Raw genomic sequence first — 23,087 nt, 5'->3', positions numbered from 1 at the left:
GAATGGTCACGGTGCAGGTCAGGGACGTGACAGCGTGTGAAAGGTTGCGGTGACATAACGCACAGAACACGGAACGGTCTTGCCGTACGCATGTCCGGTGATGTGCCCTATGCCCATGGGTAGACACAGCCTTCCCTCCGAGTCGCGCGGAGTTCTCAGCATGTTCAGCGGCCGTCGTCGGCAGCGGGACGACCTGTTCGACCGGAGCTTCCGCTCTTGTGACGACTGCGGCGCCGACGTCTATGTCCTCGCCGAGGACTGCAAGGACTGCGGCACCACCCTGGAGTTGCGCGCGGGCTGAGGCCCCAGACCGATCCGGCCCGGACGCCACCCGGCTTCCGGGCCGTTTGCTGTCCATACCGCCTGCGTCACGCAGTGGCACGTCCCACTTCGCGACGCGAACGGCCGTTAACCAAGGGATACTCTCCGGTAACCCTCGTGCCGTCTCATTCAGGGAGCTCGCATGGCCCGCCTCGCCCAGACCGCTGGACTGACCGACGTCCAGCGCGAAATCCTGTCCACGGTCAAGGACTTCGTGGACAAGGAGATCATTCCGCACGCGCAGGCGCTGGAGCACGCCGACGAGTACCCCAAGGACATCGTCGAGGGCATGAAGGAGATGGGCCTGTTCGGGCTCACCATCCCCGAGGAGTACGGCGGCCTCGGCGAGTCCCTGCTGACCTACGCCCTGGTTGTCGAGCAGATCGCGCGCGGCTGGATGAGCGTGTCCGGGGTGATCAACACGCACTTCATCGTGGCGCACATGGTCAAGCAGCACGGCACGGCCGCGCAGAAGCAGCACTACCTGCCGAAGATGGCCACCGGCGAGATCCGCGGCTCGTTCTCCATGTCCGAGCCGGACCTGGGCTCCGACGTGGCCGCCATCAAGACCCGCGCCAAGCGCGACGGCGACGGCTACGTCATCGACGGCGCGAAGATGTGGCTGACCAACGGCGGCAGCTCCAACCTGATCGCCCTGCTCGCGCGCACCGACGAGGGCGCGGAGAAGCCGCACCAGAACCTCACCACGTTCCTGGTCGACAAGCCGGAGGGCTTCGGCGAGGTCGCCCCCGGCCTCACCATCCCCGGCAAGATCGACAAGATGGGCTACAAGGGCGTCGACACCACCGAGGCCGTCTTCGAGGGCTTCCGCATCGGCGCGGACAAGGTCCTCGGCGAGGCGCCCGGCAAGGGCTTCTCGTACATGATGGACGGCGTCGAGGTCGGCCGGGTCAACGTCGCTTCCCGCGCCTGCGGTATCGCGATCCGCGCGTTCGAGCTCGCCGTGGAGTACGCCCAGCAGCGCAAGACCTTCGGCAAGGCCATCGCCGAGCACCAGGCCATCGCGTTCAAGCTGGCCGAGATGGCCACCAAGGTCGAGGCCGCCCACCTGATGATGGTCAACGCGGCCCGGCTCAAGGACTCCGGCGAGCGCAACGACGTCGAGGCGGGCATGGCCAAGCTCATCGCCTCCGAGTACTGCGCCGAGGTCACCCAGGACGCTTTCCGCATCCACGGCGGCTACGGCTACTCCAAGGAGTACGAGATCGAGCGCCTCATGCGCGAGGCGCCGTTCCTGCTCATCGGCGAGGGCACCAGCGAAATCCAGAAGACGATCATCTCCCGGGGCCTGCTCCGCGAGTACAAGTCGAAGAACTGACCCCTGTCGGGTTCGCAGGGTTCGCCCGGGGTTGGCAGGATAGAGATATGACCGGTGCGTTCTCCGGCCCTGGACGAGCGAACCAGGGTCTGCCCAAGGTGCCCACCCCGCCAACCGGGTGGCCCATCGGGTCCTATGACACCTACCAGGAGGCCCACCGCGCGGTCGAGCACCTCGCCAGCAACGAGTTCCCGGTCGAGGAAGTCACCATCGTCGGGGTCGACCTGATGCTGGTTGAGCGGGTGATCGGGCGGCTGAGCTGGGCGAAGGTGCTCGGCACCGGCGCGCTGTCCGGCGCCTGGTTCGGCCTGTTCGTCGGCCTGCTGCTGGGGCTGTTCAACACGCAGCAGGCCTCCTTCGCGCCCATCCTGGTCGGCTTGGCCGCGGGCGTCGTCTTCGGGCTGGTGTTCGCCGCGGTCGGTTACGCGAGCACGCGCGGACGCGGTCGGGAGATCGCGTCCGCCACCCAGCTCGTCGCGGGGCGCTACGACGTCCTCGCCCAGCCGCGCAACGCCGAGAAGGCCCGTGACCTGCTGGCCAAGCTCGCCTTGGGGCCGGGCGGACGCACCGACTGAGCCTGCTGGCCCACTCCTTCCGACCGAATTGCGGCCGGTGATCATCGGGCCTAGTTTCAGTGGACCCGGCCGAGGGCGTGGGAGCATCCGGCGGCCGGTGGCACGTCGACGGGCGAGGGTCAGCTGACGTCCGGCGTGTCCGTCGGAAGGAGGCAGGACGATGGGGTCTGACCGTCATCGGGTCCGTGGCCGCCGACGCCTCGGGGTGGCGCTGGGCGCCGCGCTGATCGCGTCCCCTCTGCTGGGGGCCTGCGGCTCCGACAGCGGCGGCGTCACGGTGAACGTCTACTACGCGACCGAAGAGAACTTCGACAAGGTCGTCGCCAAGTGCGACGAGGCGGCGGGCGGGCGCTACCGGGTGGTGCTCAACGGCCTCCCGCGCGAGGCGGACGGGCAGCGCGAGCAGATGGTGCGCAGGCTCGCGGCGGGCGACACCGACATGGACGTCCTCGGCCTCGACGTCACCTGGGTCGCCGAGTTCGCCGAGGCGGGCTGGATCGCCGAGTGGACCGGCCAGGACAAGGCCGAGGTCGAGAGCGGCACGCTGGCGGGGCCGCTGGAGACCGCGCGGTGGAAGGACAAGCTCTACGCCGCGCCGAAGAACACCAACGTGCAGCTGCTGTGGTACCGCGACGATCTCGTGCCGGAGCCGCCGAAGACCTGGGGCGAGATGCTGTCCACCGCCGAGCGGCTGCGGTCGGAGGGCAAACCCAGCACGGTCCTGATGACCGGGGCCCAGTACGAGGGCCTGGTCGTGCAGTTCGCCACCCTCGTCGCGGGCGCGGGCGGCAAGATCCTCTCCGACGACAGCACCCGCGCCGTGGTCGACGGCGGCGCGGAGAAGGCGTTGCGGGCGCTCAAGGATCTCGCCACCTCGCCGGTCGCCAGCGCGTCGCTGTCCAACGCCAAGGAAGACGACATCCGGCTCGCGTTCCAGTCCGGAAACGCCGCCTTCCAGCTCAACTGGCCGTTCGTCTACGCCGCGATGGGCAAGGCGAACCCGGAGCTGGCGAAGCGGTTCAAGTGGGCCCCGTACCCGTCGATCGAGCCGGGCAACACCGGCACCGCCACCATCGGCGGCTTCAACCTCGCGGTGAGCGAGTACTCCCGGCACAAGCCGGAGGCGTTCGAGGCGGCGCGGTGCCTGCGCAACGCGGCGAGCCAGAAGTACTCCGCGATCAATTCCGGTGTCCCGCCGACGATCGAGTCGGTGTACGACGACCCGGAGATGGCCGAGCCGTACCCGATGCGCGACGCCATCCTCGCGCAGCTCAAGAAGGCCGCGGTCCGGCCGATCACCCCGGCGTACCAGAACGTCTCGACGCTGATCTCCACGATCCTGTCGCCGCCATCGGCCATCGACCCGCCCGCGACAGCCGCGCGGCTGCGCGCCGAGTTGCAGGACGCCCTCGACTCCAAGGGAGTGCTGCCGTGAGCCATGTCGCCCAATCCGCCCCCGCCAAGCCGGACAAGGGAAAGCGCGCGGTCAGCGAGGGCAAGAAGGCCGAGCGCAAGCTGGGCCTGCTGCTGTGCGCGCCCGCCGCGCTGGTGATGCTCGCGGTCACCGGCTACCCGATCGTCTACTCGATCTGGCTTTCCTTGCAGCGCTACGACTTGCGCTTCCCGGACCAGCAGAAGTTCATCGGCGTCGAGAACTACGTGACGGTGCTGACGAACTCCTACTGGTGGACCGCGTTCGGCGTGACGACCCTGATCACGGTGATCTCGGTGGCGATTGAACTGGTGCTGGGCATGGGTTTGGCGCTGGTGATGCACCGGACCCTGGTGATGCGCGGGCTGGTCCGCACGGTCGCGCTCATCCCGTACGGCATCGTGACCGTCGTGGCCGCGTTCTCCTGGCGCTACGCGTGGACGCAGGACACCGGTTACCTGGCACGGCTTTTCGCCCCAGAGGCCGCGCTGCTCACCGAGCGCGTGCCCGCGCTGGCGATCATCGTGCTCGCCGAGGTGTGGAAAACCGTGCCGTTCATGGCTTTGCTGCTGATGGCGGGCTTGGCCCTGGTGCCGGACGACCTGCTCAAGGCCGCGTCGATGGACGGGGCGTCGGCGTGGCAGCGGTTCACCAAGGTCATCATCCCGGTGATGAAACCCGCGATCCTGGTGGCGCTGCTGTTCCGCACTCTGGACGCGTTCCGGATCTTCGACAACATCTTCGTGCTCACCAACGGCGCGCAGGAAACCGGGTCGGTGTCGATGCAGACGTACAACAACCTGATCAAGGGCCTGAACCTGGGCATCGGCTCAACCATGTCGGTGCTCATCTTCCTTGCCGTGGCGGTCATCGCGTTCCTGTTCATCAAGGTGTTCGGCACGTCCGCGCCCGGCAGCGACAACGGGGGGAAGCGCTGATGGCCGCCATCGGAGCCAAGACCCGCTGGGCGCTGATCGACATCGTGGTGGTGGTCTACGCGCTGGTGCCGGTGCTGTGGATCGTGTCGCTGTCGTTCAAGACCAAGGAAACCCTGACCGACGGCAATTTCGTCCCGCGCTCGTGGACGCTGCAGAACTACGTGGACATCTTCAACACCACCGTGTTCCTGCGCGCGCTGGCGAACTCGATCGGCATCGCGCTGATCGCCACGGCCATCGCGGTCGTGCTCGGCACCATGGCCGCCTACGCGATCGCCCGCCTCGACTTCCCCGGAAAGCAGGCGCTGGTCGGGGTGTCGCTGCTGATCGCGATGTTCCCGCAGGTGTCGCTGGTCTCGCCGCTGTTCGAGATGGAGCGCACCCTCGGGCTGTTCGACACCTGGCCGGGGCTGATCCTGCCGTACATCACTTTCGCGCTGCCGCTGGCGATCTACACGCTGTCCGCGTTCTTCCGCGAAATCCCCTGGGAGCTGGAGAAGGCGGCGAAGATGGACGGCGCGACCCCCGCACAGGCGTTCCGCAGGGTCATCGCGCCGCTGGCCGCGCCGGGGGTGTTCACCACGGCGATCCTGGTGTTCATCTTCTGCTGGAACGACTTTCTGTTCGCGATCTCGCTCACCTCGACCGAGGCATCGCGCACGGTCCCGGCGGCGCTGTCGTTCTTCACCGGGTCCTCGCAGTTCGAGGACCCCACCGGGACGATCTCCGCGGCCGCCGTGGTGATCACCGTCCCGATCATCCTGTTCGTGTTGTTCTTCCAGCGCCGCATCGTCGCGGGGCTGACGTCCGGTGCGGTGAAGGGCTGAGCCATGGCTGAGATCGTCTTGGACAAGGTGACCAAGCGCTACCCCGACGGCGCCCTCGCGGTGTCCGATGTGGACATACAGATCGCCGACGGCGAGTTCATCATCTTGGTCGGCCCGTCCGGCTGCGGGAAGTCGACCACGCTGAACATGATCGCCGGTCTGGAGGACATCTCGGCGGGCGAACTGCGCATCGACGGCGAACGCGTCAACGAGCGCGCGCCCAAGGACCGCGACATCGCGATGGTGTTCCAGTCCTACGCGCTCTACCCGCACATGAGCGTCCGGGAGAACATGGCGTTCCCGCTGCGTCTGGCCAAAGTGGACAATGCGACGGTAACCAGGAAGGTGGAGGAGGCCGCGCGCATCCTCGACCTGACCCAGCATCTGGACCGCAAGCCCGGCAACCTGTCCGGCGGCCAGCGCCAGCGGGTGGCGATGGGCCGGGCGATCGTGCGCAACCCCAAGGCTTTCCTCATGGACGAGCCACTATCCAATTTGGACGCCAAGCTGCGCGTCCAGATGCGCACGTCGGTGTCGAAACTCCAGAAACGCCTAGGCACCACGACGGTCTACGTCACCCACGACCAGACCGAGGCCATGACCCTGGGCGACCGGGTGGTGGTGATGCGCGGCGGCCACGTCCAGCAGATCGGGTCGCCGCAGTTCCTTTACGAGCAGCCCGCGAACCTGTTCGTGGCAGGCTTCATCGGCTCCCCGTCGATGAACTTCCTCCCTGCCACCCTGGAAAACAGCGAACTCCACACCCCACTGGGCGCCATCCCGCTCACCGACCGCGTCCGCCGCCTCGCCGAGGCTGCCAACGCCCCCCGCGAGGTCATCATCGGCCTGCGCCCGGAGCACTTCGAGGACGCCACCCTCCTCGACGACGACGAGAAGTCCCGCGGCGGCACCTTCAACGCGACGGTCGACGTCCTGGAATCCATGGGCTCGGACAAGTTCGCCTACTTCACCGTGGAAGGCGAAACCGCCACCTCAGCGGAACTGGACGAACTAGCCGCCGACGCGGGCTCAGCCGACCTGACCGACAACGGCGCCCAGATCGTCACCCGCCTGTCGGCCGCGTCCCAGGCCACCGAAGGCGCCGAAACCACCATCTGGTTCGACGCGGACAAACTCCAGATGTTCGACCCCGCCGACGGCCGAAACCTCACCTACACCGAGTAACGCCGCACCGCAACCCCCACCTGAGATCTGTGGACAGTTCCGGGCCATGTGGATAACTTTCCGCACGGCCCGGACACTTTCGCCACCCTTGGTCCCAACGGCCCCTCACCCCGAGGCGCCCCACTCCACAAGGGACCACTCAGATGACCACCCGCATCCGCACCGCCCAGGCCGCCTTGCTCGCCATCCTCGCCACCCTGACGGTGGCCCTGACCCCCACCTTGGCGTCGGCCACCACCCCACCCCCCTGCGACAGCGGCGAACTCTGCCTCTGGCCCTCCCCCCAGTACCAGGGCGTCCCCCTCAGAATCAGCCTGACCACCACCAACCCAGGCGAATGCGTCCCCCTACCCGAGTCCGCCGACACCCGCTCCTTCGCCAACCTCCTAACCCGCCCCGTAACCCTCTACCAGGGCCGCGAATGCAACACCGAAGGCGAGTTCGACACCTATCCAGGCAAGGGAACGTACGTCCCCCACTCCCCATTCGTGGTCCGCGCGATCCAAATCTGGTCCACCTGACCACCCCGAACAACCCACGACCCCCGACAACCGGGCAGGCGAGCCACTGATTTCCTGGCCCACTGGCCCACTGGCCCACTGGCCCACTGGCCCACCAGCCCCGGGCTCACGGGCTGGCTCGCCGGGCCACTAGCCCAGCAGCCCACCAGTCCGCCAGCGCACGGGCTCACCGGGCCATGGGCTTACCGGGCCATGGGCTTACCGGCTCACCGGGCCGCCAGCCCACCGGCCAGCGGCCCGCGGGTCTGGTAGGCCACAGGCCTACCAGCCACTGGGCCACCGGGCTGGCAGCCCAACGGGGCCCGCAAGCCCACCTGGTTCGGCAGGCCACGGGCCTACCGGCCCACGGTTCACCGGCCTACCGGGCTACCGGCCCACCGGGCCGCCAGTGGTTGGTAGGCCACGGGCCTACCAGCCACTGGGCCACCGGGCTGGCAGCCCACGGGCCCGCATGCCCACGGGTTCGGCAGGCTGCGGGCCTACAGCCCCACGGTTCACGGGCCTGCTAGCCCGCTGGCTCACCGCCTCACCGACCCACCAACCGGGCGGGCGGGAAGCCCGTATGTCGGTAGTCGCTAGCCGGTAGCCCTTCGGGCCACAGGGCGGCTGGCAGGCTGGGGCGGTTGCCCGCCTGCCCGTTAGCCGTTAGCCCACCGGGTTGCCAGTCGAGCTACTGGGCTGGCGGGCTGGCAGTTTGGCAGCGCGCCAGCGGGATGGCGGCTGACAGCCCGGAGGTCCGGCGACCTGCCCAGCCCCGGGCCGCCTGGCAGCCCGCTGGCCCGCTGGACCGCCGCCAGCCCGGAGGACCCGGCCCGGCCCGGGTCCTCTGGGTTGCTGGCCGCCAGGCCGCCAGGCTGGTAGTCCGCTGGGCGGAACGGCGATCGGCGGGCGCTTGGGTGGTTCAGCGATCGGGTCGGGTACTTGGTACCCGCCGGCTGGCGGTCGGGTATGCGGGTGGTCGAGGGCGGGGTGGTCCGGCGGTGGGGCGTCGGGCGGCAGTCGTTCGGTGTCGCGGTTGGTCGGGCAGTCAGTAGTTCAGTACTTCGGTAAGTACTGAACTACTGAGTTCACCGATCCCGCCTGCTTGGCCACCGGGTCCGCCGGTCCACTGCTTCGCCTGCTCACCACCAGGCCCGTAGCGCAAGCGCTCCCCGGGCTGTTCCACCGGATCGGCGTGTCCGCGCACGCGGGCAACGAGGCCGCGTCGTCCGGTTGGGCGCGGGTGCAAGGTCATCAGCCCTACTCACGTCAGGAGAAGGAACATGTCCCTCCCCAGTCAGCGGGCCGCATGAGGCCAACAGGCGCGGAACGAATTGTGCGGGTGACGCGTTGGGATAGGTATACGAGCGCGTCTTGCTCGCGGGTTCGCGGTCTTCGCGGACATAGTGATCGCTTGGCATCCCGGCGGCACTCAGAACAGCCGAGTTACCGGGAGGTAGCCCACTTGACCAGCACGTTGACGCCCGAACGACCGGCGAGCACCGCCGAACCGATATTCGCGGGGGAGAAATCCGCGACCGAGACCTTCCTGGTCAAACTGTTCGCGGTGGTGCCGTTTCTGGCTCTGATCGCCGCCGTTCCGTTGGCGTGGGGGTGGGGGCTCGGGTGGGTCGACATCGGCCTCGCCGCGCTGTTCTACAGCCTCACCTGCCTGGGGGTGACGGTCGGCTTCCACCGCTACTTCACGCACGGCGCGTTCAAGGCCAACCGCGGGTTGCGGGTGGGTCTGGCGGTGGCGGGCAGCATGGCGATGCAGGGGCCGGTCATCGGCTGGGTGGCCGACCACCGGCGTCACCACGCCTACGCCGACCGTGAGGGCGATCCGCATTCGCCGTGGCGTTACGGCACGTCCCCGGCCGCGCTGGCCAAGGGGTTCTGGCACGCGCACATGGGGTGGATGTTCGAGCGGGAGAAGACCAACCCCAAGCGGTTCGCGCCCGACCTGCTGGCCGACCGCGACATCGTGGCCGTCGACCGCCTGTTCCCGCTGCTGACCGTCGCGACCCTGCTGGCGCCCGCCGTTCTCGGTGGACTGATCACCATGTCGTGGTGGGGGGCGCTGACGGCGTTCTTCTGGGCCAGTCTGGTCCGGGTCGCGGTGTTGCACCACGTCACCTGGTCGGTCAACTCGATCTGCCACCTCGTCGGTGACCGGCCGTTCGAGGCCAGGGACAAGGCGACCAATTTCTGGCCGCTGGCGATCCTGTCCATGGGCGAGTCCTGGCACAACACCCACCACGCCGACCCCACCGGAGCCCGGCACGGCGTGCTGCGCGGGCAGATCGACATTTCCGCGCGGCTCATCTGGGTCTTCGAGAAGCTGGGATGGGCCACCAAGGTTCGATGGCCCAAACCCGAACGCCTCGCGAAACTGGCTCGGACACCGGATCGGCGATCTGCCTGAACCGGTTAGCCCGAATGCAGCACTGGGTTTACTGTGAATGCCGCTTCGTTCAGCGTGCCCTTCGCTCGGCCGCGCGCAGTCGATAGGTGAACACCGCGCTCATGGTGCCGAGAATGATCAAACCGGCGCCGACGACTTCGTTGGAGATAATGGCTCCCATCATGTGCGCCTCCGCGTAATTCAACACGAAGGGCGCTGCCAGCAGCCACCCGCCCAACGCCGCGATGATCACGCTCAGTCCCGGCAGGTCGCGCGGAGCGACCATCCTGACCAGTGCCAACGACCCGACGATGAGAGCGACCAACATGTCGTTCAGATCGCCGACGCTGGTGCTGGCCGGGAACCGGTAATGCAGAACGAAGGGGGCGAAACCCAGCCAAACCGATAACAAGAAAGCCAGCGAACTGGGGAGACTGGGTGTCAGTCGTCCCTCGGTGTCCGGCCCTATCCAGAAGTGTGGTGTCGCGGAAATACTGTGGTCACCGCGCACCTGTTGACCCGCCATGTCGGCTCCTAGGTCGGGGAAGTGAAGAACCTGCCCGTCGGTTATACGCCGCAAGTTTCGTCAAGAACAACGGGCCGTCGAGTGATGGGGGTCACGTGGTTTGTCACTCGCCGTGTTCGCCGGTAATTCGGGCCCGGAAACGCGCCGGGGATTCACCTTTATTTCGGACAAATCGCCAATAGTGGCGCTATTCGCTCGCAATGCCGGGCGGTGAATATGAAGTGACTTTCCAGTAGGTACTGGCGGGTCAGCTTCGGGCGCGCAAGGCGGTGATCACCGTGTCATCCCAGCGGTGTGTCCGGATGAGCCGGTAGCGCTCGCCGATGACCCAGAGGTACGCCTCGGCCTCGGTCTGGCTGGTGATCATCCCGGCCTGCCGCACCATGGTCACCACGGGGACGAACTCCTCGGCGTACCACCGGTTCGCCACCGTGGCGCGGTCCAGGAACCGCCGCTCGTCCTGCATGAGCCGGAAGCCCCACGCCTCGACGGTCTCGCTCAGCTCCGCGTAGTTCCACGGGTCCGTCAGGTTGATCGCGTCCCGCGCCTGGTCGTCCAGCGGCACCCGTTCCAGGAAGATCCGTCGGAAGTCCTTGACGATCAGGTCGCCCCGGTACCTGATCCCCTCCGCCGAGATGCGGGTGACGATCTCGGTCACGTACGCGTCGATCGTCCGCAGGCCCATGGCGTGCGCCACCGACACGCGGTGGTGCCCGTCGACCACGAAATGGAGCTCGCCCACCCGGAAGACCTCGATCGGCGGGATCGCCTCACCACGCCGCTGCGCCAGGGCCAGCCGCTCCCACCGCTGCCGGGACATGCCCGACGTGGGGCGGAAGCGGCGGTCGAAGTCCCGGGTCCGGTCGACGCTGCCGATGATCGAGTCGAGCGGGATGACCCGCAGCCCCAGCCGCCGCTCGCCGACCCGGCCGAGGGCGCCGACGACCTCGTCGAAGGGCAGCATGATGTTCACGTCGTCCGGTTCCCGGCGCAGCCACGCGCCCAGCCTGCTGAGGACCTGCCGCCTGCGCATCCGCAGGAAGTCGTTCTCGGCGTCGGCGACGGGAAAGCCGGTGTCACGTGGCATGGCTGTGCTCCGGGATGTCCAAGATGCGGTAACCCACAGTGTTGACGACCCGTGTGTCGCCCATGTTCCGGTCCGGGACCGGCTCTCCGTGCGGGTGGATGTGCCCGTGCACCAGCAGCGCGGGCCGCAGCCGCCGCACCGTCGCGTGCAGGCAGTCGAACCCCCGGTGCGGCGGGTCCTCCCGGTCGCCCACCCCGCGCGGCGGCGAGTGGGTCAGCAGCACGTCCACTCCCCGGCCGTCCCGGAGACGGCGCGCCGCGGCCCGCAGCCGCAGTCGGCGCGCCCGCCGGGCCATCTGCCGCTCGGTCCACTGGTTGGGCCCGGCGTTGTACCGGATCGACCCGCCCAGCCCCGCGATCCGCAGCCCGGCCACATCCGCGATCCGGCCGTCGACGTTCACCGCGCCGGTCGGCCCCGGGTAGTCGGCGGGCAGCCCGTCGCGGGTCCACAGGCCGTGCGAGTAGACGTAGCCGGTGAGATCCCGGTCGTGGTTGCCCGGCACGAACACGCACGGCCGGTCGAGCGCGTCGGCGAGGAACTCCAGGTAGTCGAACGGGAGGTCGCCCGCGGCCAGCACCAGGTCGACGTCGTGCTCGCGGACCTTGGTGGTCCACAGCCGCTCGACCACCTCGTCGGAGACCGCGAGCACCCTCGGCATGGCCCGAGCGTACGTGCGTCGCGGACCGCGAGTCCGGCGAGCGGTCGGGGCCGGTATCGATCCGGGTCTCGCGGACGAGGAGCTAGGTGGAGGGAACGGTTCGTGCTCGCCGGGCGTCGGACGGCTAGCGTGATCGTCGGAAGCGATCGTCTGCGGGTGTCGAGGGTGCGGCATCCACCACGGGTGCGGTGGCGTGGCCTGCCACCGAGGGGAGTTCGTGCGATGGGAACTGGGCAGGCGGACGACCGGTATGTCACCGGCGGGGTGAACTGGGAGTCCTACTCGCTGGAAGACCTGGTCAAGATGGTCGCCGAGCAGGCGAGCGCGCCCCAGCTGGAGCGCCTCGCCGACGACTGGCGCGCCGCGGGCGCCGAGGTCGTCGACGCGGCCGACGTGCTGTCCGCCGCGCTGGAGGAGCTGATGACCTTCTGGTCCGGCGCCGCCGCCGAGCAGGCCCGCACCGACGTTGCCCTCAACGCGCAGTGGGTGGCCGACCTGGGGGAGACCGCCCGCCAGATCGGCGACCCGATCCAGGAGGCGGCGGGCGCGCTCAAGGCGGCGCAGGACGCGATGCCCGAGATCCCGCCCAAGCCCGCCGTGCCGCCCGCCCTCGCCGCCGACAGCGCCGCGGCTGGCCTCGACTCCGGTGGCCCACTCGCCTCGGCCATCGCCGGGACCGCGGCGGGCACCGAGAGCGCGTTCACTGCCCAGCAGGAAGAGGCGCGCCTCAAGGCGGTGGCCGTCGAGGCGATGAAGCGCTTCGAGGGCGCGGCCATCGGCATCGACCAGGCCACCCCGCAGTTTGAGGAACGCGGCACCGAGTTGCGTCCCCGCCCGCCGGAGCCGTCCCCGCCGCGACTGCCGCCCGACTGGCTGGACACCACGGTCTCGTACTCGACCGACGTCGAGATGCGCTGGACAGCGTTGACCGCGGGCGATCCGGGCACGTCGGTGCAGGGTTTCGAGGACGCGGTAAGCCGTTCTACCGGGGGCGCGGTAAGCGGATCCGGCGGTCTCGGCGGCGGTGGCTTCAGCGGGGGTGGCGTCGGCGGCCTGGGCGGCGCTCTCGGCACCGGCGAGGGCTCAGGCGGCTCGGCCCGCCCGTCGCTGCCGCCCGGCGTCGCGGTCGGCATCACGGAGGCGGTGCCCGGCGGCCTGCGGTCCGGCGCGGGCGGCCCCGCGGCGGCGTCGGCGGGCACGCACGGTGGCGGGATGGGGATGGGCGGCATGCCGATGGCCGGTGGCCTGGGCATGGGCCAGGGCGGCGACGGCAACGAGCACCGCAGGCGCTACCCCTACGACGCCGACGACCCGTTCGCACTGGACCAGAAGGCATCGCCGCCCGTGATCGGCCTCTAGGGGGAAGCGCACACCATGCGAGAGCAGTTCGACCAGGTCAGCGCGGTGGAGGACCAGTCGATCGTGGCCAGGCTCCACGAGACCGCCGACACCCCGCCCCCGATGCCCGTCCCCGATCCGGCGCCCGCGCCCGCCCCGCCCCCGAGCCCGTTCCAGCCACCCGACCCCAACCCGGTCCCCACCCCGCCGCCCGCCCCGAGCCCGGCGCCCCTCCCCGACCCGATTCCCGTTCCACCCCCGAGCCCCACGCCAAGCCCGGCGCCCGCGCCGAGCCCAGCCCCAGCGCCGAGCCCGGCCCCGGCGCCAAGTCCGGCGCCCGCGCCGAGCCCGGCCCCTGTGCCTGCTCCCGTTCCGCCACCGGGCTCTGGGCCGAGCCCGGCGCCTGGGCCGAATCCGCAACCCGCGCCCGGGCCAAGCCCGGTTCACGGCCCCATTTCCACCGCGCCACCTGGTTCGCCCGAAGGCCCCGCGCCGGGGTCGGGCCTGGGTGCCGCGCCGGTTCCGCAGCCCGCTCCCGCGCAGCCCGCGACCGGAAAGCCACCGGCGGGCTCTGAGCCGTCAGACAAGCCCGAGTACCCGCCCAGCCAGGGCGACCTCGGCAAGCCAGGCGACCCCGCCGACGACCCGAGCCCCCAGCCCAAGGGGTACTGGGACGTCGACCTGGCCAAGCTGCACGGGTTCAGCCTGGCCGTCGCGTCGGCCCGGTTCGGGTTGGCGGCCGTGCAGGCGCGGGTCGAGCGGATGCAGGGGGAGGCGTACACGCCGCAGTTGGGGACCAGTCCGGTGGGGCGGCAGCTGGCGAAGAAGTTCGACGACCGGCTCAACGGGGCGGACGGGCTGCGGGGGCTGCTCGCCGAGGCGATGCGGCGCATGGACCAGTTCATCGAGAGCGCCGAGCAGGTCCGCGACCGCTACCGCGAGGTCGAGGACGGCAACGAGGGTGACATCGCCCGGACCGGGGACGGCCGCACGTGACTGAGCTGCCCACCGGGCTGGGCGCCGACCCGGGGTACCGGGACGCCGCGGCGGCGTGGCTGCGTCCGGCGGAGATCGACCTGCTGTGCGTGTTCGCGGAGGTCGCGCCGCCGTTTCCCCTGCGGGTGCAGGCCTACGGCAGCACGCTGGACGAGCGGCGCGCCCATTTCCAGCGGGCCCGCGCGGAGCTCGCCGGGCGTGGGCTGGCCGACAACCGGGGCCCGCGCGGGGTGGCCGCCGATTTCGTCTACCTGCTGCGCGAGGGCGTCGGCTCGGTGGACGTCGTGGTGGCGGGCCGCGGGTGGGCGCGCGGGGCGCTGGTGCTGGCCCAGCGCGACGAGGCCCTGCTGGTGAGCCAGGACGCCAGCGGCCCAGTGCGCCTGCTGGCGCTGTCGGTGCGCGACGCCGTGGAGCGGCTGGTGGGCATGGCGCCGGACCTGGGCGCGGCGATGGCGGCTCCGTTCAGCCTGCCGCGCCGCGCGGTCGAGGGGGCGCACCGCGACATCCTCGGCGCGACGCACCGGCTCACCGCGGACGAGATGGACCGCGTGTTGCGCGCGCATGGCCTTGACGACCAGACCGCGCGCCGCATGGTGACCCATCTGCAACCGGTTCTCGGCAACGGGCAGGCGGGCGTCGCGGTGCGGCGCGGCTACGCGGGCGAGTGGACGCGGTCGGGCCCGGAGGTGCGCTGGCTGGACACCGCCCGCGGCCGGTTCCGCCTGGACGCCGACGCGGGCGACTGGATGAGCGTCAACCCGTTGACCCGCGACGACCTTCGCGGCCACCTGCGCGCGCTCGCCCGCGAACTGTGGTTGTGAACGCGAAACAAGCGAACCGCAAAGGACTGTCGCGGCGAATCGCCCGCGCCGCTGGGAATGCGCGGAACGCGCGCGCCCACAAGGACGACGGGCGTCTGTCCACAGTGGTCACTCGCGGCGGCGCTTCCGTCGCGGGCGGGTGAAATCCTTATGACGCAGGGGTTTCCGCGATGATCACGGTCACCACCGTGATCCAGGTGACGATCACCGCGAGGAGCCAGAACTTCACATTGGTCAGCAGCCGGGTCATGGGGAAACCTCCCATCGGAGCACGAACGGGGGACCTTGAGAGATGGCTGGGCGGCTCGAAGGAAAGGAGCCCCCAGCTATAGCCATCGGTTTTTGCGGAAGATTCGATACAGCACGATGCACGCCAGGAAGATGACGATCATCACCAGCGGGTACCCGAACCGCCATTTCAGCTCGGGCATGTTGTCGAAGTTCATGCCGTAGACGCCGACCACCATGGTGGGCACAGCGATGATCGCCGCCCACGAGGTGATCTTGCGCATGTCGGAGTTCTGCTGGAGCGTGATCTTCGCCAGCGTCGCGTCGACCAGTGTGGTCAGCAGCTCGTCAAAGCTGGTCACCCGCTCGGACACGGTGGTCAGGTGGTCGTCCACGTCGCGGAAGTAGGAGCGCACCTGCTCCGGGATCAGCGGCGAGCAGCCCTCCGCCAGCCGCCGCAGCGGGTTGGCCAGCGGGCCGACCGCGCGGCGCAGTTCCAGGATTTCCCGCTTCATCAGGTACATCTGCTCGGCGCTGACCGGGCTGCGCGGGGCGAACACGGCCTTTTCGATGAGGTCTATGTCGTTCTCGAACGCGTCGGCGACCGCGAGGTAGGTGTCCACGACGTGGTCGGCGATGCCGTGCAGCACCGCGGCCGGGCCGCCGCGCAGGCGGTCCGGCGCCCGTTCGAGTTCTTCGCGGAGCTGGTGCAGCGCGGAATGCTTGCCGTGGCGAACCGTGACCACGTAATCCTTGCCGAGGAACGCCATGATCTCGCCGGTCTCCACGATCTCGTTGGCCGAGGTCGGGGACTCGTGCTCGACGTAGCGGACCGTCTTGAGGACCATGAACAGGTTGTCGTCGTAGCGTTCCAGCTTGGGCCGCTGGTGGGCGTGCACGGCGTCCTCGACGGCCAGCTCGTGCAGGCCGAAGGTCTCCGCGACGCCTTGGATCTGCCGCTCGTCTGGCTCGTGCAGGCCGATCCAGACGAATCCCTCGCCGCGCCTGCGCACCTCGGCGATCGCGTCGATGTGCGTCCAGCGGCCGGGCAGCCGCGCGCCGTCGACGTAGACGCCGCAGTCGACCACGTAGGCCGACAGCGGCACGGAGATCGGCGGCGGGGGCGGGCCGACTCGGTTCGTGCGGCCGCGCAGGGCGCCGAACGAGGGAAGGGCGGGCATCGGACCTCCAGCGACTCACGTCGGGGGACCGGAGGGACTCCACGGCCGCTCCGGCGACGGAGCGTCCCAGCCGAAACGGCGGAGCCTGCCTTAGCGGCGGGCTCCTTCGGAGGGGACGCGGGTACTACTGCAACCAGTCGCGTTGTCATGACCATGTGGGTCGCTCATGCGTCCTCACCTCCTTGCCGTCGGTGGCGGTCGGCGCACGGCGCGCGGACCCACCGAGAGCACAGCGTACTCCTCGACCTTGGGTATCCCGTGGCCAGGCGGGGGAAACCCAGCGGGGCGCGCGCCCGGTGCACTCCCTCACAGACCGGTTGCACCGTCCGGTCGAGGGCCGTACACAGTTCTCCTACTCGTCGGTCACCTAGGAGGAACAGTGCAGTTCGGTCGGTACTACGAGGAGTTCGAGGTCGGCGCGGTGTACAAACACTGGCCGGGAAAGACGGTGACCGAGTACGACGACCACCTCTTCTGCCTCATCACGATGAACCACCACCCGCTGCACATGGATGTGAACTACGCGGAGAACACCACCGACTTCGGCAAGAACGTGGTGGTGGGCAACTACATCTACTCGCTGCTGCTGGGCATGTCCGTCCCCGACGTCTCGGGCAAGGCGATCGCGAACCTGGAGATCGAGTCCCTCCGGCATGTGAAGCCCACGTTCCACGGTGACACCATCTACGGTGAGACCGAGGTGCTCGACAAGACGCCGTCGAAGTCGAAGGACGACCGGGGCGTGGTCTACGTCGAGACCCGAGGCTACAAACAGGACGGAACCGTGGTCTGCGTCTTCCGTCGCAAGGTGATGGTGCCCAAGCGCTCCTACGGTGAGGCGCGCGGCGGCGAGCAGCCGGGCCGACCCGAGCCCAAGGCTTAACACAACGGAGGAAACGCCGTGACCGTGTCCCTGGACGAGATCAGGCAGCGGTTGCGGCGTTTCGCCGAGAGCGAGGCCGCCGGGGTCTCCCCGCTGTATGAGCACCTGGCCGCGCGGGCCGCCGAGGACGACGAGGTGGCGGGCCTGCTGACCGCGGCCCAGCCGGGCGCGGAGAAGCCGACCCTGCTCTTAGCCGCCGTGCATCGCGCGGTTCAGGCTGAGCCGTTCCACGAGTTGGTCAACTACTACCCGTCGATGGGCGGCAGCTACGGCCTCGACGCGGCGACTTGGCCGCTGTTCCGGTCGTTCGTGCTGGAGCGCGCCGACAAGATCCGCGGGCTGATCGCCGCGCACACGACCCAGACCAACGAGGTGCGCCGCGCGGCCCTGCTCTACCCGGCGGTGGCGCTGGCCGCGAAGCAGGCGAAGGCCGCGGTCGGCCTGCTGGAGGTCGGGTGCAGCGCGGGGCTGCTGCTCAACCTCGACCGGTACGCCTACCGCTACCAGACCGAGCAGTCCGGCCAGATCGTCGCCGGTCCGGCAAAGACCCCGCTGGGGCTGCACTGCGCCCTCGAACTTGCTCCGGGCGCGACGATGCCCGCGATCCCGAAGAAGCTCGCCGTGGCCGAGCGGGTGGGCCTGGACGCCAATCCGGTCGACCTGGCCGACGAGGACGCCGCGGCGTGGCTGGAGGCGTGCGTCTGGGCCGATCAGCCCGAGCGGCAGCGCCTGTTGAGCACCGCGGCCGCGTTGCAGCGCAAGAACCCGCCCCAGTTGGTTCAGGGCGACGCGGTGGCCGACCTGCCCGCCGCGGCGGACCGCGTCGCCGAGGGCGTGCCGCTGGTCGTGATCACCAGCAACGCGCTGGTGTACCTGAGCCAGGAGCAGCGGGCCGCGTTCGTCGCGGCGCTCGCCGAACTGGCGGAAAAACGACCTCTGTGGTGGGTGAGCCACGAGTCTTACGGCGCGGCCCTGTGCCACGTGCTGCCGGGGCGTGACGACCTGGTCCCCGCTGAGGGGCGGCCAACCTTCGGCGTGCTGGGGCTCACCCGGTGGGACGGCGGTCGCCCGAACGCGGTCGCGCTGGCCCGCACCGCGATGCACGGCGAGCGCATGGCGTGGCTCGTCTGAGCCCCGCTGACCAGCCCTAACGGGGCAGCGCGCCCCAGGTCTCCAGGGTCTGGAAAAGGGCCTCCACCAGGGCGTTAGCCCGGTCCAGTGTGGTGAAGATCGCAAGGTCCGCCCAGCGGGCTTCCAGGGCGTCGTCACCGGCCATAAGGTCACCGTGGGTGACCGTGCAGGCGTAATCGTGGATCTCGAACACGCCGTGCGGGCCGGGCCGCTCGACCGTTCCGACGAGATCGCCCACCGCCACTGTGAGACCGGTCTCCTCGCGGATCTCCCGGACCACCGCCGCGGCGTCGGATTCGCCCGGCTCGACCTTTCCGCCGGGTAGGGACCACAGTCCCCGGCCCGGATCGCGCGCGCGGCGCACTAGCAGGACCCGCCCCGCGCTGTCACGGACGATCCCGCCAACACACCTGATCTTCCGAATGTCGGACGCCCACACGAGCACGTAGAGTAGCCGTGGGACGTCGGTGACGCTCCGCATTGACCCAAGCGCGGGACTAGGCTCCCCAACCGCCGCCGAGTGCGGTACAACGGTTTTCAACAAGCGCCATCTCGGGTGCGTATGGAACGGGGTAGATCGCAGTGGACGTCAAGAAGGTCTTGATCATCACCGGGGCAGCGCTGCTCGTCTTCTTCCTGGTGACGCAGCCGGTCCAGTCCGCGGGCATCGTCAACTCGATCATTCAGACGCTGCGCGAAGGCGCCGAAGCGGTGATCACCTTCGTCCGCACTGTCTTCCAGGGCTGAGACGAAGTAGCGTCGGAGTATGTTCGCGCCCAGGGACCCAGACGAGTACCTGCTCGACTCCGAACGCCGGGTCATCCGGGTGCGCAGGCACTGGGCCAGCCTGGCGTGGGAGGTCTTCGAGGCCGTCGCGCTCCTCGCGGTGTGCGTGATGGTCTCGTACCTGCTGCCCCCGGCGGCATGGCTCGTGCAGAACATCCTCTGGTACGTCGCTCTCGCGGTCGTGCTGCGCTTCACCTACCAGGTGATCGAGTGGTGGGTGGAGCGCATCGTGGTCACCGACAAGCGCTTCATGATGACCACGGGGGTGTTCACCACCCGGGTGCTGATGATGCCCATCAGCAAGGTCACCGACCTCACCTACAAGCGCACGGCCACCGGCAGGCTGTTCGGCTACGGCACGATGGTGGTGGAGTCGGCGGGCCAGATCCAGGCGCTGAACAACATCGAGTACCTCCCGCGCCCCGAGCAGGTGTACGACGCCATCTCGGAGCTGGTCTTCGGCGACAAGAAGGCCCAGGCGGAGCGGTTCTCGATGATCAAGGCGCAGCGGCTGGCCCGCGGCACCCGCACCCGCAAGAAGAAGGCCGTGGGCTGAGCTGGCCCAACCCGCCCGTGACGCGCGTCATCGTGAACACTGGCTGACGTGCGGATCGACCTCCACTGCCACTCCACGGCCTCCGACGGCACCGACAGCCCGGCCGAGCTGGTCGCGGCGGCGGCGCGGGCGGGCCTCGACGCCATCGCCATCACCGACCACGACACCACCGCCGGGTGGAACGAGGCGGTCGCGGCGCTGCCGTCCGGGTTGGCACTGGTCCGCGGCGCCGAGCTGACCTGCGTCGCGCCGGACGGCCGCGGCGGCCACTGCACGGTCCACCTGCTCGCGTACCTGTTCGACCCAGTCGCCGAGGCGGTTGTCGCCGAGCACGCGCGCACCCGGGCCGAGCGCCGCACCCGGCTGCGCCTGATGGCCGGGCGGATGGCCGCGGACGGCTACCCGGTCGACGCCGACACCCTGCTGGCCGACCTCCCCGAGGACGTGCCCGCTGGCCGTCCGCACCTGGCGCAGGCGCTGGTGCGCGCCGGTGTGGTGCGGTCGGTGACCGAAGCGTTCGCGAAACTCCTGCACGGCAGGAACCATTACTACGTGCCCAGCCACAAGACACCGGTGGCCGACGCCATCGAGATGATCAAGGCCGCGGGCGGCGTCACCGTCCTCGCGCACGGCTTCGCCCACCTGCGCGGCCCCACGGTCACCGCCGAGGTGATCGCCGACCTGGCTGCGGCGGGTCTGGACGGCGTGGAAATCGACCACCCCGACCACGACGCAGCCGCCCGCGCTGAGCTGCGCGACCTCGCCGCCCGGCTCGATTTGCTGGCCACCGGCTCCAGTGACTACCACGGCACGAACAAGACCACCGCCATCGGCGCGGAGACGACCGCGCCCGCCGTGCTGGAGGCCATCGTCGCGCGGGCCACCGGCGCCCCGCTGGTCGTGGGTCCCTGAGATGGGCCTGTTCGACGCCACCCTGTTCGCCGAGGCCACCATCACCCTGGTGGTCATCATGGACCCGCCGGGCACGGTCCCGGTCTTCCTGAGCCTCACCGGCCGCAAGACTCGGGCCACCCGCAACCGCGCCGCCCGCCAGGCGGTGCTGGTCTCCCTCGGCGTGATCTCCCTGTTCGCGGTCGGCGGCCACGCGATCCTGGGCTACCTGGGCATCGGCATCCCAGCGCTCCAGGGCGCGGGCGGCCTCCTGCTGCTGCTGATCGCCCTAGACCTGCTAACCGGCAAGGGCAGCACCGAGCCGGAGGCGGTCGAGGACGTCAACGTGGCCCTGGTGCCCCTGGGCACACCCCTGTTGGCCGGTCCGGGCGCCATCGCCGCGACCATCGTGTTCGTCCGGCAGGCGGACGGCGGCATCGGGGACTACCTGACGATGGCCTTGGCGATCCTCACGGTGCACCTGATCCTGTGGCTGTGCCTGCGCTATTCGGGCGTCGTCATCCGGGTCATCAAGGACAGCGGCATCACCCTGCTGGCCAAGATCGCCGGTCTGCTGCTCGCGGCCATCGCGGTGCAACTGGTCGCGGACTCCGTGCGCGGCTTCATCACCGGAGCCGCTTAGCCAAGGGCCTCTCGCACCGCTTCGGGAGTCCGCGCGAGGTAGGCGCGCCCGTCGTCGGTGATCACGATGGGCCGCTCGATCAGCACTGGGTTGGCGGCCAGGACCGCGATCCAGTCGGCGCGTTCCCGTGGCCGGTCGGCCAGCCCGAGCTCCTTGGCCAGCGGCTCCTTGAGCCGGGTGATCTCCCAGGGCTCCTTGCCGAGCTTCGTCAGCACCTCGGCCAGCTCCGCCTCCGTGGGCGGGTTGTCCAGGTAGCGGCGCTCGGTGTGCTCGGGCGCGTTCTCGGCGAGCGCGGTCTTCGCGGCCCGGGACTTCGAGCAGCGCGGGTTGTGCCAGATTTCCACCCGCTCATTGTGCCCGGGCGCGGAAAGTGTCGGTGGGACTGCGTACGGTGTGGGGCGTGCAAGGTCAGCTTGGTTTCGACAGCATGCCCCGCAAACTGATCAAGGTGACCCCCTCGCGGCTGGGGGTCTGGGCCGACTGCCCCCGCCGGTTCCGGATGACCTACGTCGACCGCCCCACGCCGCCGCGCGGCGGGCCGTGGGCGCACAGCACGCTGGGCGCGGTGGTCCACAACGCGCTGCGGGCCCTGTTCGACCTCCCCGTGGCCAAGCGCACCCCCGAGGCGGCGGCGGCTCTGGTGGGCACCCACTGGAAAGACGACGGCTTCGCCGACCAAGACCAGGCGGCCCTCTTCCGCGACCGGGCGGCGGGCTGGGTCCACGACTACGTCAAGGACCAGGACGTCACCGACGACCCGGTGGGCTTGGAACGCTGGGTCTCGGCCCCGGTCGGCACCATCGTCGCCGAGGGCCGCGTAGACCGAATAGACCACCGCGACGGCGAGCTGGTCATCATCGACTACAAGACCGGCAGACACGCCCTGACAACGGACGACGCCCGAGGCTCCCAGGCCCTGGCTTTGTATGTGCTGGCCGCCCGCCGCACGCTGCGCCGCCCCTGCACGAAGGTCGAACTGCACCACCTCCCCACCGGCACCATCGCCACCTGGGAGCACACCGAAGAGTCCCTGGCCCGCCACCTCACCCGCGCGGAAGAAACCGCCGACGAGTTCCAACTGGCGATAGACACGGCCAAAGCAGGCGGCGACCCCGACGTCCTGTTCCCACCCAACCCCGGCCGCCAGTGCGCCTGGTGCGATTTCCGCCGAAGCTGCGCCGAAGGCCAGTCCGCTGGACCCCAACTGGACCCATGGGCGATGCTGTCCCCGTGACCGGCCCCACCGAACGCCTCCCCACCGGCGACGACGTGACCACAGTCGAGTTCCCCCGCATCAAAGCGGAAGACGTCGCCACCCCAGCACCCCCCACCGGCTCTGGCGCGGGCTTCTTCAGAGAACTTTCCGGCGCCCTGGCCATCGGCCTCTGCATCTTGGCACTGGCGGTCCTGGCCCTCCAGATCATCGCCACCACCAAGGGCATGCCCGGCCCCGGCACCGCCGTCCTCATCGGCCACTTCACCGCAGCGGCGGCAGCGGTCATCGCCCAACGCTTCGCAGACCGCAAAACCGGCCCAGAAGCCGCCCTTGCCATCCTCCTGGTAGCGATCGCCACCGGCACAGCCATCTGGTTCTTCTGGTGGGCCTAACCCCCTAGAAAGCAAAGCAGGCAAACCACCGCCCTGCCAACCGCGCCTAACGCTGCCAGGCACTCGATGGGAGCGGAGCAAAAGACAGCGAACCCACGCTCCTACCAGCGGAAACCCAACGCTGCCAGGTGCTCGATGGGGTGGAGTGGTTTCTCTGGGGGAGAAGGAAGATCGCTAAGCTGGCTCCGCGCGTGTGAGGCCGAAGGCTTCCCACCCGTCTTTCACACGGCGAT

General features: G+C 69.6%; 26 protein-coding genes. 20 read left to right on the top strand and 6 right to left on the bottom strand.

Annotated elements, in window-relative coordinates:
- Window positions 1-115 precede the first annotated feature (115 nt).
- The 9 genes from ACZ6SD_RS29195 (at window position 116) to ACZ6SD_RS29155 (ending at window position 9,542) form a co-directional block, all read left to right on the top strand.
- A complete protein-coding gene (locus ACZ6SD_RS29195) occupies window positions 116-301 on the top strand; it encodes a hypothetical protein (RefSeq protein ID WP_465320225.1) in 186 nt (61 codons plus the stop codon).
- A 162-nt stretch (window positions 302-463) separates the two neighbouring features.
- A complete protein-coding gene (locus ACZ6SD_RS29190; protein WP_091450564.1) occupies window positions 464-1,660 on the top strand; it encodes an acyl-CoA dehydrogenase family protein in 1,197 nt (398 codons plus the stop codon).
- 47 nt (window positions 1,661-1,707) lie between these two features.
- Window positions 1,708-2,235, top strand: coding sequence for a YflT domain-containing protein (locus ACZ6SD_RS29185; RefSeq protein ID WP_465320224.1), 528 nt, complete (start codon window positions 1,708-1,710; stop codon window positions 2,233-2,235).
- 160 nt (window positions 2,236-2,395) lie between these two features.
- Window positions 2,396-3,670, top strand: coding sequence for an ABC transporter substrate-binding protein (locus tag ACZ6SD_RS29180; protein WP_465320223.1), 1,275 nt, complete (start codon window positions 2,396-2,398; stop codon window positions 3,668-3,670).
- The gene (locus ACZ6SD_RS29175; RefSeq protein WP_465320222.1) at window positions 3,667-4,605 is read left to right on the top strand and encodes a carbohydrate ABC transporter permease; all 939 of its coding nucleotides are present in this window, start codon (window positions 3,667-3,669) and stop codon (window positions 4,603-4,605) included. The genes ACZ6SD_RS29180 and ACZ6SD_RS29175 overlap by 4 nt, the downstream gene beginning before the upstream one ends.
- Complete coding sequence (locus ACZ6SD_RS29170) at window positions 4,605-5,432, top strand: carbohydrate ABC transporter permease (protein WP_465320221.1); 828 nt, start codon at window positions 4,605-4,607, stop codon at window positions 5,430-5,432. The genes ACZ6SD_RS29175 and ACZ6SD_RS29170 overlap by 1 nt, the downstream gene beginning before the upstream one ends.
- Before the next feature lie 3 nt (window positions 5,433-5,435).
- Window positions 5,436-6,617, top strand: coding sequence for an ABC transporter ATP-binding protein (locus tag ACZ6SD_RS29165; RefSeq protein WP_465320220.1), 1,182 nt, complete (start codon window positions 5,436-5,438; stop codon window positions 6,615-6,617).
- Window positions 6,618-6,760: 143 nt separating this feature from the next.
- Window positions 6,761-7,138, top strand: coding sequence for a peptidase inhibitor family I36 protein (locus ACZ6SD_RS29160; RefSeq protein ID WP_465320219.1), 378 nt, complete (start codon window positions 6,761-6,763; stop codon window positions 7,136-7,138).
- 1,492 nt (window positions 7,139-8,630) lie between these two features.
- A complete protein-coding gene (locus tag ACZ6SD_RS29155) occupies window positions 8,631-9,542 on the top strand; it encodes an acyl-CoA desaturase (protein WP_465320235.1) in 912 nt (303 codons plus the stop codon).
- Between the two features lie 49 nt (window positions 9,543-9,591).
- Here ACZ6SD_RS29155 and ACZ6SD_RS29150 read toward each other — a convergent pair whose 3' ends face one another.
- The 3 genes from ACZ6SD_RS29150 to ACZ6SD_RS29140 form a co-directional block, all read right to left on the bottom strand.
- Window positions 9,592-10,047 (bottom strand): SPW repeat domain-containing protein, encoded by a 456-nt coding sequence (locus ACZ6SD_RS29150; RefSeq protein WP_465320218.1) that lies wholly within the window; start codon window positions 10,045-10,047, stop codon window positions 9,592-9,594.
- A gap of 247 nt (window positions 10,048-10,294) precedes the next feature.
- A complete protein-coding gene (locus ACZ6SD_RS29145; protein WP_465320217.1) occupies window positions 10,295-11,134 on the bottom strand; it encodes a chromosome partitioning protein ParB in 840 nt (279 codons plus the stop codon).
- Window positions 11,124-11,792, bottom strand: a complete 669-nt coding sequence (locus ACZ6SD_RS29140; protein ID WP_465320216.1) for a metallophosphoesterase family protein — start codon at window positions 11,790-11,792, stop codon at window positions 11,124-11,126. The genes ACZ6SD_RS29145 and ACZ6SD_RS29140 overlap by 11 nt, the downstream gene beginning before the upstream one ends.
- A gap of 222 nt (window positions 11,793-12,014) precedes the next feature.
- Between ACZ6SD_RS29140 and ACZ6SD_RS29135 the strand changes: the two genes are divergently transcribed.
- Genes ACZ6SD_RS29135 through ACZ6SD_RS29125 form a run of 3 tightly spaced genes read left to right on the top strand, consistent with a single transcriptional unit; the run spans window position 12,015 to window position 14,947 of the window.
- Window positions 12,015-13,151, top strand: a complete 1,137-nt coding sequence (locus ACZ6SD_RS29135; RefSeq protein ID WP_465320215.1) for a WXG100 family type VII secretion target — start codon at window positions 12,015-12,017, stop codon at window positions 13,149-13,151.
- Between the two features lie 15 nt (window positions 13,152-13,166).
- Complete coding sequence (locus tag ACZ6SD_RS29130) at window positions 13,167-14,126, top strand: hypothetical protein (protein WP_465320214.1); 960 nt, start codon at window positions 13,167-13,169, stop codon at window positions 14,124-14,126.
- Window positions 14,123-14,947: an ESX secretion-associated protein EspG gene (locus tag ACZ6SD_RS29125; protein ID WP_465320213.1), complete on the top strand. Its 825-nt coding sequence runs from the start codon at window positions 14,123-14,125 to the stop codon at window positions 14,945-14,947. Before ACZ6SD_RS29130 ends, ACZ6SD_RS29125 begins: the two co-directional genes overlap by 4 nt.
- Before the next feature lie 326 nt (window positions 14,948-15,273).
- Here the strand turns inward: ACZ6SD_RS29125 and ACZ6SD_RS29120 are convergent, their stop codons facing one another.
- Window positions 15,274-16,356: a magnesium and cobalt transport protein CorA gene (locus ACZ6SD_RS29120; RefSeq protein ID WP_465320212.1), complete on the bottom strand. Its 1,083-nt coding sequence runs from the start codon at window positions 16,354-16,356 to the stop codon at window positions 15,274-15,276.
- A gap of 379 nt (window positions 16,357-16,735) precedes the next feature.
- Here ACZ6SD_RS29120 and ACZ6SD_RS29115 point away from each other — a divergent pair, with 379 nt between their 5' ends.
- Both ACZ6SD_RS29115 and ACZ6SD_RS29110 read left to right on the top strand, forming a co-directional pair.
- Window positions 16,736-17,239: a MaoC family dehydratase gene (locus ACZ6SD_RS29115; protein ID WP_465320211.1), complete on the top strand. Its 504-nt coding sequence runs from the start codon at window positions 16,736-16,738 to the stop codon at window positions 17,237-17,239.
- A gap of 18 nt (window positions 17,240-17,257) precedes the next feature.
- Entirely contained in the window at window positions 17,258-18,370 is a 1,113-nt protein-coding gene (locus tag ACZ6SD_RS29110) for a DUF2332 domain-containing protein (RefSeq protein WP_465320210.1), read from the top strand.
- Window positions 18,371-18,386: 16 nt separating this feature from the next.
- On the opposite strand, the gene ACZ6SD_RS29105 is transcribed toward ACZ6SD_RS29110, so the two are convergent.
- Window positions 18,387-18,851: an NUDIX hydrolase gene (locus ACZ6SD_RS29105; protein ID WP_465320209.1), complete on the bottom strand. Its 465-nt coding sequence runs from the start codon at window positions 18,849-18,851 to the stop codon at window positions 18,387-18,389.
- 101 nt (window positions 18,852-18,952) lie between these two features.
- Here ACZ6SD_RS29105 and ACZ6SD_RS29100 point away from each other — a divergent pair, with 101 nt between their 5' ends.
- From ACZ6SD_RS29100 to ACZ6SD_RS29085, 4 genes are read left to right on the top strand one after another with little or no spacing between them, the layout of a single operon-like run.
- On the top strand, window positions 18,953-19,117 hold the full coding sequence (locus tag ACZ6SD_RS29100; RefSeq protein WP_175482826.1) for a hypothetical protein: 165 nt from the start codon (window positions 18,953-18,955) through the stop codon (window positions 19,115-19,117).
- Window positions 19,118-19,136: 19 nt separating this feature from the next.
- Window positions 19,137-19,712 (top strand): PH domain-containing protein, encoded by a 576-nt coding sequence (locus ACZ6SD_RS29095; RefSeq protein WP_091450546.1) that lies wholly within the window; start codon window positions 19,137-19,139, stop codon window positions 19,710-19,712.
- A 48-nt stretch (window positions 19,713-19,760) separates the two neighbouring features.
- A complete protein-coding gene (locus ACZ6SD_RS29090) occupies window positions 19,761-20,624 on the top strand; it encodes a PHP domain-containing protein (RefSeq protein WP_465320208.1) in 864 nt (287 codons plus the stop codon).
- A 1-nt stretch (window position 20,625) separates the two neighbouring features.
- Window positions 20,626-21,246, top strand: a complete 621-nt coding sequence (locus ACZ6SD_RS29085; RefSeq protein WP_465320207.1) for a MarC family protein — start codon at window positions 20,626-20,628, stop codon at window positions 21,244-21,246.
- On the opposite strand, the gene ACZ6SD_RS29080 is transcribed toward ACZ6SD_RS29085, so the two are convergent.
- The gene (locus ACZ6SD_RS29080) at window positions 21,243-21,590 is read right to left on the bottom strand and encodes an arsenate reductase family protein (protein ID WP_465320206.1); all 348 of its coding nucleotides are present in this window, start codon (window positions 21,588-21,590) and stop codon (window positions 21,243-21,245) included. The two genes, ACZ6SD_RS29085 and ACZ6SD_RS29080, sit on opposite strands and share 4 nt — an antisense overlap.
- 83 nt (window positions 21,591-21,673) lie before the next feature.
- Here ACZ6SD_RS29080 and ACZ6SD_RS29075 point away from each other — a divergent pair, with 83 nt between their 5' ends.
- Together ACZ6SD_RS29075 and ACZ6SD_RS29070 are read left to right on the top strand one after the other, a co-directional pair.
- Window positions 21,674-22,480, top strand: coding sequence for a RecB family exonuclease (locus tag ACZ6SD_RS29075; protein ID WP_465320234.1), 807 nt, complete (start codon window positions 21,674-21,676; stop codon window positions 22,478-22,480).
- Complete coding sequence (locus tag ACZ6SD_RS29070) at window positions 22,477-22,854, top strand: hypothetical protein (RefSeq protein ID WP_465320205.1); 378 nt, start codon at window positions 22,477-22,479, stop codon at window positions 22,852-22,854. The genes ACZ6SD_RS29075 and ACZ6SD_RS29070 overlap by 4 nt, the downstream gene beginning before the upstream one ends.
- Window positions 22,855-23,087 lie beyond the last annotated feature (233 nt).

The organism is Actinokineospora sp. NPDC051303 (genome assembly GCF_055586285.1).
This window is presented reverse-complemented; position numbering and strand designations above follow the sequence as displayed.